General features: G+C 32.6%; 11 protein-coding genes, 3 pseudogenes and 1 other annotated feature (1 of these 15 cut by a window edge). Of the genes and pseudogenes, 3 read left to right on the top strand and 11 right to left on the bottom strand.

What is annotated here, in order from left to right:
• Positions 1-292 (bottom strand): annotated as a pseudogene (locus ACIGHG_RS07155) (IS4 family transposase); the annotation flags it as partial.
• Positions 293-396: 104 nt separating this feature from the next.
• Between ACIGHG_RS07155 and ACIGHG_RS07150 the strand changes: the two are divergent.
• Positions 397-483: pseudogene (locus ACIGHG_RS07150) on the top strand (recombinase family protein); the annotation flags it as partial.
• 508 nt (positions 484-991) lie between these two features.
• Here ACIGHG_RS07150 and ACIGHG_RS07145 read toward each other — a convergent pair.
• The 5 genes and pseudogenes from ACIGHG_RS07145 to ACIGHG_RS07125 all read right to left on the bottom strand — a co-directional run bounded on the left by ACIGHG_RS07145 (position 992) and on the right by ACIGHG_RS07125 (position 5,987).
• Positions 992-1,252 (bottom strand): hypothetical protein, encoded by a 261-nt coding sequence (locus tag ACIGHG_RS07145; RefSeq protein WP_396547759.1) that lies wholly within the window; start codon positions 1,250-1,252, stop codon positions 992-994.
• A gap of 364 nt (positions 1,253-1,616) precedes the next feature.
• Positions 1,617-2,261: a hypothetical protein gene (locus ACIGHG_RS07140; protein WP_090913664.1), complete on the bottom strand. Its 645-nt coding sequence runs from the start codon at positions 2,259-2,261 to the stop codon at positions 1,617-1,619.
• A 57-nt stretch (positions 2,262-2,318) separates the two neighbouring features.
• Positions 2,319-2,423: pseudogene (locus ACIGHG_RS07135) on the bottom strand (transposase); the annotation flags it as partial.
• A 205-nt stretch (positions 2,424-2,628) separates the two neighbouring features.
• Positions 2,629-4,725 (bottom strand): chitobiase/beta-hexosaminidase C-terminal domain-containing protein, encoded by a 2,097-nt coding sequence (locus ACIGHG_RS07130; RefSeq protein ID WP_396547757.1) that lies wholly within the window; start codon positions 4,723-4,725, stop codon positions 2,629-2,631.
• A gap of 356 nt (positions 4,726-5,081) precedes the next feature.
• A complete protein-coding gene (locus tag ACIGHG_RS07125; RefSeq protein ID WP_336474603.1) occupies positions 5,082-5,987 on the bottom strand; it encodes a winged helix-turn-helix domain-containing protein in 906 nt (301 codons plus the stop codon).
• Between the two features lie 178 nt (positions 5,988-6,165).
• On the opposite strand from ACIGHG_RS07125, the gene ACIGHG_RS07120 reads away from it, so the two are divergent.
• A complete protein-coding gene (locus ACIGHG_RS07120) occupies positions 6,166-7,935 on the top strand; it encodes a M3 family metallopeptidase (RefSeq protein WP_396547754.1) in 1,770 nt (589 codons plus the stop codon).
• A gap of 448 nt (positions 7,936-8,383) precedes the next feature.
• On the opposite strand, the gene ACIGHG_RS07115 is transcribed toward ACIGHG_RS07120, so the two are convergent.
• Positions 8,384-8,623, bottom strand: coding sequence for a DUF3977 family protein (locus tag ACIGHG_RS07115; RefSeq protein WP_336474605.1), 240 nt, complete (start codon positions 8,621-8,623; stop codon positions 8,384-8,386).
• Positions 8,624-8,926: 303 nt separating this feature from the next.
• On the opposite strand from ACIGHG_RS07115, the gene ACIGHG_RS07110 reads away from it, so the two are divergent.
• Complete coding sequence (locus tag ACIGHG_RS07110) at positions 8,927-9,796, top strand: phosphotransferase (protein WP_396547752.1); 870 nt, start codon at positions 8,927-8,929, stop codon at positions 9,794-9,796.
• A 123-nt stretch (positions 9,797-9,919) separates the two neighbouring features.
• On the opposite strand, the gene ACIGHG_RS07105 is transcribed toward ACIGHG_RS07110, so the two are convergent.
• From ACIGHG_RS07105 to lysS, 4 genes are all read right to left on the bottom strand, one after another.
• Positions 9,920-10,111 carry a hypothetical protein gene (locus ACIGHG_RS07105; protein WP_396547750.1) on the bottom strand — a complete coding sequence of 64 codons (192 nt, stop codon included), beginning with the start codon at positions 10,109-10,111 and terminating at the stop codon, positions 9,920-9,922.
• 18 nt (positions 10,112-10,129) lie between these two features.
• Positions 10,130-10,561 carry a hypothetical protein gene (locus tag ACIGHG_RS07100; RefSeq protein WP_336474608.1) on the bottom strand — a complete coding sequence of 144 codons (432 nt, stop codon included), beginning with the start codon at positions 10,559-10,561 and terminating at the stop codon, positions 10,130-10,132.
• The gene (locus tag ACIGHG_RS07095; protein ID WP_336474609.1) at positions 10,558-10,764 is read right to left on the bottom strand and encodes a helix-turn-helix transcriptional regulator; all 207 of its coding nucleotides are present in this window, start codon (positions 10,762-10,764) and stop codon (positions 10,558-10,560) included. The genes ACIGHG_RS07100 and ACIGHG_RS07095 overlap by 4 nt, the downstream gene beginning before the upstream one ends.
• Before the next feature lie 229 nt (positions 10,765-10,993).
• On the bottom strand, positions 10,994-12,547 hold the full coding sequence (lysS, locus tag ACIGHG_RS07090) for a lysine--tRNA ligase (protein ID WP_396547748.1): 1,554 nt from the start codon (positions 12,545-12,547) through the stop codon (positions 10,994-10,996).
• 82 nt (positions 12,548-12,629) lie between these two features.
• Positions 12,630-12,738 (bottom strand) — a binding site (T-box leader); it runs 148 nt beyond the window's last position.

Below are 12,738 nucleotides of genomic sequence, written 5' to 3'. Positions count from 1 at the left end.
ATATGTGTTGTAAAAATTGAACGGCCGCTTTATTAAATCGTTGATTTAGTCCCTCAGGACTGATGAGAACTTCTGTTGACGCTTCTAAACAGCTAGATAGCTGAGTTAAAGAAGTCGTAGCGACATTTTGACTCATCCATACACATAAAGCGACTAAATCTTTGGCTTGGTACTTACTTGTTCGTTGTACAAAGCCAACATCTCTAGCAAGATTTCGTAAGATATTAGGAGATAAAAAGCTTTGAATTTCTTGAGCAAATAGTTGTAATTCATTAGATACAGAAATTGACATACAAAAACGCCATCCTTTCCTATGATTCTACAGAAAGAATAGCGTATTTTTTCATTTTAGGGGGAATTTTGTTTTGTTAGCTTGATAGCGATGGGACGGTACCCCTATTAGAAAATCACTCTTATAAGCAAGTTGAGGAGATAACAGGAATTAGCGAGGGCACATTGATCCCAGCGAAAAGAAAAGCGTAGATATAAATAATGTATGTTATTGTATCCCTTGTATGTTGGGAAGAACAGTTGATGAAAAAAGAAAAACACAAAATCATATTTCATGAGAATATATACACTAAGGGACCCAGAGTACCAAATCCATTAAAGTTGAGTCTTAGCGAACAATAAGAGATGAAATGAAGGTACTTGAAATCAAAGAAATTGATATTTTTCAGATACGTGTAAAACTAAGTCATAGTCATACATCATTTACCAGTAAGTTTTTGTAATTAACTCTACATAGGATAAAGAAAAAACACAAAGAATCTAGTTTTATTAAAAATCAAGAGAATAGTTAGAATCATATTCATCCATACATTTTTATTTAATGTCACTCATTATAAAGCATAAAAAAGATGGATAGATGAACAATATAAAAATCTGTTCAATCTATCCTTTTTTGTACTACAAATGAGCTATTTACCACAACAAAGAACTTGTATTTTGTTGTACTAAAGCACTCATTAGCTTAATAAGAAGCTTTCTTTTATTGATATTTAAATGGGAAGTTCTTTATTAATTCATTGAATTTATTTTCCCATTGTAAAAAATCTGAAATAGGCAATTCCCCCCAAAACTGTAGTCCTGACATTTCAAATGAAACTGATATAAAGTATGTATCTCCTTTTTCCTCATCACCAAACCAGCAGGGAAAAGTGGTTTGATTTCCCATATAAGATGGCAATATTTCATACACCTTCCCTAAAGCTTCATACGTTTTATTATTAAATTTATCTTCATCAATCATATAGACTCTTTCAAACTCTATTATGTCGTTAACAACAACATAACTGTTATTATAATAATGTTCGTCTTCTACAACCATATCCGCAAAATATACCCTCCTTTGATTAATTTATACAAGTTTTTTGCCCCTCCATATTCCACCACATGTGTCACAAATTTCTTTAGCAAATATATTAATACCTGTGTAAACGTATGAAAAAGGACGAATACGGTTTTCTGTGTCCAAATGATAGGGGGCTAATCCGGTAGCATTTCGACCATACAGAGTAAATCTTTTACTTTTAACATCGAGATTTACTTCTCGCTACATGTTAAATTGTTTTGCTATATAATCACCATTTTTATTGTCACCAGTCTATTTAGGATTAACAATTATGCGTAACTTCTAGCTCATTATTGGCATATATTGTTCCGTAAGTAGCACAAAGTAACATACCACCACAAACCTCGCTACTCACTTGAAAGTTAATGTTATCTTCATATGTATCTATGCTATCAGCTCTAATTGTATCTACAAGTTTTTTAAAATCAAGAACTGGTAAATATTTCGCTATAATTTCATAGCTTGATAAATTATCTTCATTATTATATGCGTTATATTCCTGAATTTCTTTATAAATCGGACTTGGACTATACGGATCATGTTTCAATTGTCCATTTTCATCTTCGAACTTTTTTATTTCTTCTTTCACTATATAATCTGGATAATCTTCACTGCCTTCATCTTCATCACAAAATTCCCAAAATGGATATTCTATATCACATAAGTGCGTTATAATCCACATTAGAAATTGCTCATTTATAAAACCCGCATTTACTTCTAACTCCTTGAATCTATTACCATAATATTTTGTAACTTTGTCTATCTTCTCTTCTTGGGACATATCATCCGTCGCCCCTGTTATATCGCATCCATCTAAATTTATAAAAATGCTATTGAACTTACCTAAAACACCTAAATCAACGGTTTCACTCCAATAGGCTTCACCATCTCTATCGATTTTTATCATAATATCCTCCATTCTGCTGCTATCGCCTCAAACTCACGTTTCAATTAGCTTTCTTTCTTCGTACTCTCTTACAATATCTGTACGTGATTTTCCATTCACATAAAGCTGAACCACCTGCCGTTTGAACTCATCTGTAAATGCTCGATGCTCACGTTTGCCCATAACGTTCTCTAATGATTTGTTTTTCTAGAACTTAATAACTGTCCAATCCAGTGTAGCCTATTCAAATCAACCATATCAAGTCTTTGCATCCTGCCAGAAGGAAAAAAAAGCTTATAGACATAGAGCCAATAGGGCCTTGTCTATAAGCTTTTTTACTTTATCTAACCAAAATAAACCTCACTTTTTTAAACGGGAATCATTTTACTTATTTTACAAGAGTTTGGACTAAAACAGGGTCGTGGTCGCTTGCACGACCATGCTTTTCCATAAATCCTGAATTAATATGGACAATGTCCACCTGCGTATTCGCCGCCATATTATTTGATACAAGAATATGATCAAGCACCTGTGCATTTCCCTGATAGTTCTTGGTATAACGCTCTTCTGCTGGAATCTTCTCAATCATATTGGTTAATACATTTCCTTTTAATGCTTTTAAAGGCTCGGAGAACTCAAAATCATTAAAATCCCCTAATAAAACAATATTGGCATCTTTCTTCTTTGAATGAATATCCTTCACAAAGCTATTGACGACATTAGCCATTTTTATTCGCTGCTCTTCACTATGAAATACCGGAGGCTGTATTTTTCCAAATAACGGATAGTCTCCAAGCTTTGAGTTAAAATGGTTAGCAACTACAATAACGTCTTTCTCATTAAATTTGAACTGTGCTGCTAATGGTTTTCGACTTGAACAGAAGGCTGGATTGATTGGATCGATGCGGCCAGGATTTAGAGTCAGCTTATTGTTTTGAAAGTGGACTGCTTGTGTCGCTGTTCCTTTTGTGCCTTTTATAAGTGATACACGATCCGGATTATACAGAAATCCTACACGAATATTTCCTCCAGGCTCACCACCATCCGCTTTGTCTTCTGGTGCAATATCAGTATAAGTATAATTAGGTTCACCTAGAGACTTAATTTTAGTAATCAATACTGCTGCACTCTTGTTTGCATCAGTCGTGCCGCTGTCTGTTGGTCCATCATTATCTTGTACTTCCATCAGGCCGATAATGTCTGGCTGTTTCATGTTCTTTACAATTGCTTCTGCTAGTCTTGTGACTTTTGCATCATCCGTTTGAGTTGAAAAATTTTCTATATTATAAGAAGCAATAGTTAATTTTTTACGATTAGGAGTAATAGTCGTTGTTTCGCGTTCATTTGAACCTTGTACAAGCTTTGGTAATTCTTCTCTTTTACTCAGTACTTTAAAGTTACTGTAGCTATAGCTAATAACCCCTTTTATCGACCCTTCAAAGTGATCGCCCATTTTAGTTATAAAGCTTTTGTCATTAATATCGATGAAGATTCTTTCGGGGTTAAAGTCATTTTCAGATATACGCAGACCCCCCGCCTTTGTATTTGTGTTCATTGTTCCCGGAATAACAACAATTTCACCGGAATTCTGTGGCGCAACAATTTTTGCATTTTCTATTTGGACAAGCATCCCCTCTAAGCTCTCATAGAAGTCAATTCCATCTTCTTCAGGATCAAAAACAGAGAAGCTGTCATTATCGATTACCTCTGCAGGCGGGATACGGTCTTTACCGATAACAACCGGTGCTGGGAGCTTCTGATTGCTTGCGGTAACTTGAATGGAGCTTGCATTAATTTCTGTTACAGGCAGGTCGGTTTTAAGTTTATCCTTGTAGCCCTCTAATACCCATTCCTTAACTTGGCCGCTGACTTTTACGACATCTCCAACCTTTACTCCATGAGGCATTTTATAAACTAATATACCTTCAGCTGTTTTATCATTTTTATCAGGCGTTAATTCCTGCATATAGAAGTTATTGTTATTTGCTACAAAGTTCACGATCCCAACAATATTTGTTACATTTTGCCCCTGATACGGGGAATAATGCCCCTCCCCCTGAATGTCATGAATGCTGATAACATCCTTTTTAATGGTGTAATGAAAAGAAGCTATCTCACTATTCTCTAGACCCGTTTTTACAGCGATGGCTTTAATTTGTACTGCTTCTTTTATAGTTATTGGACCGGTATATTTTGTACTTGATTCCGTTGGAGTACTGCCATCAGTTGTATAATAGATGGTAGTATCAGGAGTCTCAGTTGATAATGTCACTTCCGTCCCGGGTGCCACTGTTCCTGGAGCAGGAGAGGCTTTTATATCCTGAACCCTTTCCCTCGTTAAGATTCCGCTATTATTAACAATGGTATCTGTAACCGAAATAATTTGTGCCGCATTCGAAACGTTTGAATTAGATAGAGTAAAAAGACCAAAGGTCATTACCAGAATGAGTAACAAGCTGAATGTTTTTTTTCGTTGTTTTTCCATCTTCTTTTATCTCTCCTAATACTATTTTTCATATTAATCATTACTTTTGGATTAATTATTAAGAATATGCTCTATTCTTTTATCTCACTTTAATCTTGGTTTACAATTCCCTATTAAGTGTCTGTTTATCCTCTTCTCACTCTGGAATTTTCTGTACTTATCTTATTTAGGAGTACTTTATTTCCCCTCTAATACTATTACAAGTTATATTCTCCTTACTTTTAACTTAATGCATGAAATACACCTGTTTTTCAGAAAAAAAATAACCTCTTACGGATATCACATCCGAAGAGGTTATTTTTTAATTAAACTTTATTTCAAATCTACATATTTAGCACTTGGTTTCACAGACAATACTATGCATCAGCATATTGAATAAAATCTATCATTTTCTCCTTTAATTCAGAAACAAATTCTGTACGTGTACTGAGATAAAATTGATTATTACTAGATAGATGTACACGTATAAGGTTTGCTGATCGCAATATCATCAGGTGATGATGGAGGTTTCCTTTAGCTCCGCCTATATAATTTAATATATCCGTAAATTTATATTTATTTCTTGAAAGGAGCTGAAGTATATCTAAACGTTTTTGATCTGCAAGAGCTTTTGAAATGTTAAATATTTTTTCTCTTGATTCTTCAAAACTTACAGGATACCACACAAACATTTTTTCTTTAAAAATACTAAAAGTATGGAGCGGACAAAAGTGAAGAGAAGGAATTAGAACAACGTGCTTAATTGTTGGAATTTCTATTTTAAGGCCAGTCGCAAACTCTTCTACCAACTCTTCTGGTGAATATGTTTCGGCTTTTCCACTAAATTTTGAAGCCTCATTAGCCATTTCTTTCTCTATATTCTCAAATTTAAAGTACTGGTTATACCACTCTGATAGGAAATAAAAATAATTTTTTTTTTGATTTTCTAGATTAAGTAAAAGATGAGAATCTTCTTTTTTTAAATGTGGTGCTAGTAATTCATACAATGTCGTTATTGATACTTTCTGGAACCAATCTAAAAATGAATGAATATCATCTTTTTGAGGACACCCTTCAATTATTAAGCATAGCACATCCCCAAAAGATACATCTTCAAATTGTTCAAGTTTACTTTTATAATGGTCAGTTAGTTTAGCATTAACATTTTCAATCCAACTAGTACCTTTATACAAATATTTTAGATTTTTCCTTCTTTTATATAATAAAAAACTTAAAAGTAATTCATAAACTATTGAATCATCCACTGCTACACGGTATGACATTACTTACCTCCCTCTCCTATTAGGATATTAATTATAGAATATCAAAATATGCAACATTCGAACAAGAATAATCATTCTAAATTTATTTTCTTTTTTATATTTTTCTGATAATATTGAACTTGTAATTTAGTTCTTAATTTAAAGAACTAATACGATAATACTATTGGAGGTTGTATTTATGAATCAAATTCCTCATAAGCCTACACGCTGGGACTTACAAAGATTATATCCAAATGAATGTGATCAAACTTTAAATAATGAATTAAACGAAATTAAAATTTTAATTCATTATTTAAAAGAAGAGACTTATTCAAAATTTAACACTGAAAGTTTTATTGATAAAAAAATGCTGCAGAGCTTCTCCGATGTCCGCAGCAAGCTTGAAAAAGCAGAATACTATTGTTACTGTCTTACTTCTGAATCAAAAGATCATTCTATTCCTACTTCATTGCATAACAAAATAACTTCCCTCAAAGATGAAGCTCATTCTTTATTGTCAGATTGGCAAAAATATATAAGCAAACTTCCTGCTGAAACCCAAAAGGAATGGTATAGCCTTCCTTTTGTACAACCCTTTATTCCTGATTTATCTACTAACATTTATACTGGTATTGAAGAACAAATGATAAATTTTACAAGAAATGAATTGAATCATTGGAAAGATATGTACACTCAGCTTAAAAATAAATTAGAGATTGAATTTATTGATGATGATAATAAAAAAGTAATTTCTTTTAGTGAAGTGAATGATTTAGCTATGAATCATGATGACCCTATCAAAAGAATGGAAGCATTTGAACTTCTAACAAATACATTGGATAAGGAAAAGGATCTTTTTGGTGCCGTTTTTAATAACTTTGCACGATTACGGTTGTCTCAAAACTGTGCCCTACAAAAAGACGATATATTATCAGATTCTCTTCATTTAAATGGAATTTCTCAAAAATCACTCTTTACAATGTGGGAGACAATAGATAAGAATTTTAAAAATTTAACTCGTTTTCTAGATTTTAAAAAGAATAATGCGGAAAAGCTAACATGGCATCAATCAATGACTTCTCAACAAAATAAACAAAGAAAAATGTCTTTTTCAAAAGCTGTAGAAGAAATATTCAATTCATTAGAAATGATCGATGATGAAATGGCTGACTTTGCACTTCATGTAATAACAGATGGTTGGGTAGATGCAGAACCAAGAACGAATAAACTTCCTGGAGGTTTTTGTGCGCCCTTTCTAAGTGAGGGGGAATCTAGAATTTCTTTACGATACGACGGAACGATAGAGAGTGTAAGAATACTAGCACATGAGATAGGACATGCCTGGCATTTTAAGCAGTTAAAAGATGCTCCCTCTCTTTCTTTTTTAGAAGAACGTTTTCCAATGAGTATCGCAGAGTGTTCATCTATTTTATTTGAATTAATTTTTGTGGATCATTTAATTACCGTTACGAGTGATTTGGAAGTTAAACAATCTTTGCTTAACTATAAAATACAAAGTAGCTTAAATTATTTAATGGCAGTTCGAGGATCATTTATATTTGAACAACTTTTCTATGAAGAAAGTAAAGATGGGCCATTAAGTTCCATTCAGATAGAGGAGTTATCAATCGAATCTCAGAAAAGGGCCTATGGTGATAGCTTAGAACAGTATCAACCTTTTGTTTGGATAAAATATGGGCATTTTTATGAACCTAACATTCCTTTTTATAATTATCCTTATACTTTTGGCTATCTATTAAGTTTAGGTCTGTTAGCCATTGCAAAACAGGATGGTAATGAATTTAATTCGAAATATAAAAGGTTCTTAAGTGAAACCGGAAAAAGGCCAGTTGAAAAATTAGTATACCATTACTTTAATATTGATCTTTCTAATCCAAAATTTTGGCAGCAATCTATTAATCAAGTTATTAAGGATATAGAAGAATATATTCACCTTTCAGATAGTTAACTTAATTCAGTTTATTTCAAAGACAGAATAATTTTTTTGTGCCCAAGATAGTAAATTTTCAAGTTCCATAAACGGTCGTTTATGGAACCTTATTTATTTCTACTCAAATAGAGCAAAATACTATTCCAATCTAGAACCCCCTAGGACCTGCTAACCAGTTTATTGCTAAATTGTTTTTTTGTCTTCCTTTGTTTTTAAATATAAGTAAAATCCATAATCAGTCATAACGGAAGCATATTTCCATTCTTAAACCCTCACATACTAACAAATCAAATTCTGTTTTATGTAGTACTTCCCCCATAGATAGTTTTCTCATTTTAATTTATTTTTCACTATTTTCCCCAACAACAACATTGATTCTTCCTCATTTGGAATGTGAAGCAAATTATTTTTAATAAAATCTCCCGCAGTTGGATAGTTATTTCCCTTTATATCTCTCGCTCTCTACTTATCTCCTACTTACAATCCCAAAAATAAATTTGAATTCATTACGGTTCTTTTTCATTTTCTTAAAACCTTCTTTTGTATCTATAATAAAACAAGTTTTTCTTACCCAACATCTCATATATACCGACTCAAAATGAATTGGCTGCACAATACCACGCTGCTCCGTCTCAGTTCCGTCATCATATTCTATTTCTGTCCTAACAAGCCACTTATTTCCGATTCCAAATTCAATATATTTCAATTGTAATTCTCCTTATCAAAATACTTATTAGTTTCCACATTAACATAATTATATTATGTTAACTTCTGTTTCTTACATTAATTTTCTCTTTTGGTCATACTATTTGTTCTATGAATGAAATATAGAATCCTTCTTTTATTGCTCATTAACAAACCATAGTCATTCCATTTGGGACACTGACTATCATCAAAACTAGCAAAGCATTGTCATAAGAAGCATTTTATGAAAAGATATAAACGATCAAAAATACAGAATAATCATTATTTTAAAGTTAACTTCAAATATTTTAAGGAGGTAAAAATTATGCAGCACTCTATCACTGAAGACATACTAAAAGAACTTGAAAATAAAGGAATTATTGAACCTTTCGGCTACTATAAAAGCCTAAATGGCGGAAGCAGCAGTACAGTTGGCGTTATTACATATGACGATACTCCCTTATATGTAGTGAAAATGAACAAGCCTAATGTCTTACAAGCTGAATCACTGTTTTTGAATCGCTATCGAGACCAGCATTTATTTCCGCAACTCATGTATATGGATTCTAATGACAACTACATAGTTTATAAATATATGACTGGTTCAACCAATAATCGCAAAAGTAATAAACGTACTGTACTAACTTTCCTTTCATCACATATAATAAACTCTTATCATCCAATGTGTGATGCAAACAAATGGGGATGGGTAGATGCGCCAGAATCAACATGGGAATTATTTCTACATACTCGCATTACCGAAGCTTACGAAACCATTCAATCCCACTTAAATACTGAAGATCATCAACTCATTCGGAACATCGTAACGAATCGGCTGAAAAGAAATAAGAATGATACACCTTATCTAATACACGGGGACTTTGGTTTTCATAATTTCCTTTTTAGCGATGAACAATTAGTTGGTGTTATTGATCCTACTCCAATTGCAGGGCCTCCCATTTACGACCTTGTATATGCATTTTGTTCAACGCCCAACAATTTAGAATTGCATGTTATCCAACGAGCTGTTTCTCTTCTAAACAATTGGCAGCCTCAAAATGAAATAGATTTATATGAAGAAATATTACTAGGTTTATATTGTCGCATCGCTACTTCCATTCGACATCATCCAGAGGATTTACCACAGTACATTGTAGCGTGGAATAGATGGAAGGTTGATATTGGTTTGAAATAAAGTCAGATATTAATTGAACGTGCATTTACTGTAAATAGAAGGAATCCATTTTGACATAGGATCAAAATGGATTCCTTATTAAAGCATCTGACATTTTAGAATACGCTATCTTCAAATGCTTCCTTAATTTGTACTTTGCTGATGACATTGTTTACACAAAATTTCTTTCGCATGTTTTACTAATACTTTATCTAACACCCCAACTGGCATTAACGATTTAGTTGGTACATTCAACCGAGCAACAAATTCTTCTCCTTCAATAATTTCCTTAGAACAAATATAACAAACTAGCTTTTTTTCTTTAAAAAATGACAACAATTATATCACTACCTTCTACTCATCTTCTAACTCCTGTACTTGCTTCACTCTTAATTTATACACATAAACAATTGGTATAAAACCACAGATAAATATAATAGCTCCTATTAATAAACCATCTCCCCAGCCAAAGTTGGGTGTAATTGAAGTAAGATAAGCAAAAACTGCCACAATAACAGTTAATACGACCATGCCAATAATAAATGATTTCTTAGGGTCTTTTATTTCTTTTTCATGTTCTACACCGATACTCATCGATAAATAACCAGCTACAACAGTGGTTAACATAAATACCATCCAAAGGGGATTCTCACGCATCCTCTCCATTCCCCCTTGAATAAAGTCGTAGCCAAGAATACATAAAATCCCCATTGTTTGGACAATATAAGCGATTTTAATATTTTGTAAATTTCTTAAAACGAGTCTTTCATCTGTAATTTTTTTCATTCAAAATCCTCCTGATCCACCCAAAATATTTCATCTAATGTTGCATTTACGGCATAGCAAATTTGTAAACATAACTTTAATGACGGATTATATTTCCCTTTTTCAATCAGGCTAACCGTTTGTCTTGTAATACCGACCGCATCAGCAAGCTGTTGTTGTGTCAAATCAGCTTTTACGCGAGCAACCTTTACATGATTTTTCATATAACACCCTCCACTTAAAATGTAATATATATATTCCTTTATGTAAAGTATAATTTACATAAAAATAACAGTTCCTCCGTATCTCAAGGTAGGAGGAACTATCATTTTGAAAGGTATCTTCAATTTATAAAATTTCTTTCAAAAAAATAAGAAATAATTTTTAACAAACATTATAAAATAAAAAATATTGTTTATGGATACAACCTTATCTATTCACATGCTATTTTTATTAAAAATCTAACAAATAAACCATTCGCTCAATCCCTACTGCCTGAATGAATAGCGGCAATCGCGGACCAACTGAACTATTCAAAACAAGCATATATACCATATGAAATAATAATTTTTGATTGGCTCTCATGATTTTCTTATCCTCATCATGACAAATTGCATATATTTTCTCCATTAATTGATCTATCTGCTGACTATTACGAAGTATGTCACAAAATTCTTTTAACCACTTTTTCTGAATCTCATCTAATGTTTCATAGTATTCGATATCTTTCTTATCATTTATACGAATCATTTTTTGTGGATTCCAATTTTTAATCCAATATTCTACCCGATCGCTTATTTTCTTAATGTCTGTTACGGTATATTCCTCATCTGTTTTACTAAGCACACTTTGTAATGCCTGCACATGAAAGTTTACTAATGGTAAGACACCTGCTACTTGGTTAAATTTCGGTAATACTTCATTTTCATCATTAACTTTTGATAATTCAAGTGAAGAACATATATCTTTATCTTGTAACGTTCCATTTCGATAATTCTCTTGAAACCTTTCATATTCAGAATAATTTCTAATCACATCTTCATCTAGACCAATGTTAAAAGATGCATTTGGTTTATACTTCGAAAACATAAAGAGGATAATTTCAGGCAAATATATATTTAGTAGTTCGTTTGGCGTTATAATATTTCCAGCTGAGCTAGACATTTTTTTATGATCGCCTTTTATTCCTATAAATTCATAAGCTACATAACTAGGGGCTTCATAGTTAAAAATCCTCCTGGCGATTTCTTTTGATACGTTATAACTCCCTGTTTCTGATGAGTGATCTCTTCCTCCAGGTTCGAAAATGACATCTTCAACCATCCATCTCATTGGCCAATCTATTTTCCAATTCAGTTTCATATTATTTGCACTCATCACTGATAATATTGAATGGTTTCCACAACTACAAACATATTCAATCGTTTTATTTTCTTCATCAAACTTTTTTATTTCTGTATGATCTTTTCCGCAATTCTCACAATATAGTGCAATTGGGTAGAAAGCATTTTTCTCTTCTTCTAAAATATTACTCGTCTTAAATTTCATGACTATATCATATATTTCTTTTCTTTGTTGTAATGCATGAAGAATGTGCTTGTTATATCTACCAGTTCTATATTCCTTACTCTGATATAGAAATTCCACTTCAATCCCAAAGGCTGCTAGAGACTTTTCAAATTCTTTTTCAAAGTGTTCCGCATACGACGCATGACACCCAAAAGGATCCGGAATATCTGAATACGGCAAACCAATATATTTTTCAAAAGAGGGATCAACATTTTTAGGAACTTTTCTAAAACGATCATAATCGTCCCATGAGAAAATAAAACGTGTTTTCTTCCCTAAGTCTTGCAGCGCCCTCACTACAAAATACGTTGTTACAATCTCCCGGAAATTCCCTATATGAACTGATCCCGAAGGACTAATTCCTGACGCACACACAAAAGTATCTTTATTTGGATACGTATTAATTAATTCATTTGCTATTTTATATGCCCAGTGCATACCATCACCTCTTCATAAAATCATTTCAATTCACTTTTACCTTTTTCCAAAATAAAAAACTCCCACCCCCAAGATTATAAATCTTGAGGACGAGAGTTATGCTCATCGTGGTACCACCTCAGTTTATTGATATGTCACCATATCAACCTCTTCGGGTACGGCAAATTGCGTATACCCTATCTCTATAACGG

Origin of the sequence: Bacillus sp. NPDC077411 (assembly GCF_044543425.1) — a bacterium.
Lineage (GTDB): Bacteria > Bacillota > Bacilli > Bacillales > Bacillaceae_G > Bacillus_A > Bacillus_A bruguierae.
The sequence above is the reverse complement of the archived record's forward strand: the minus strand, read 5'-3'. Positions and strand labels throughout refer to the sequence as shown.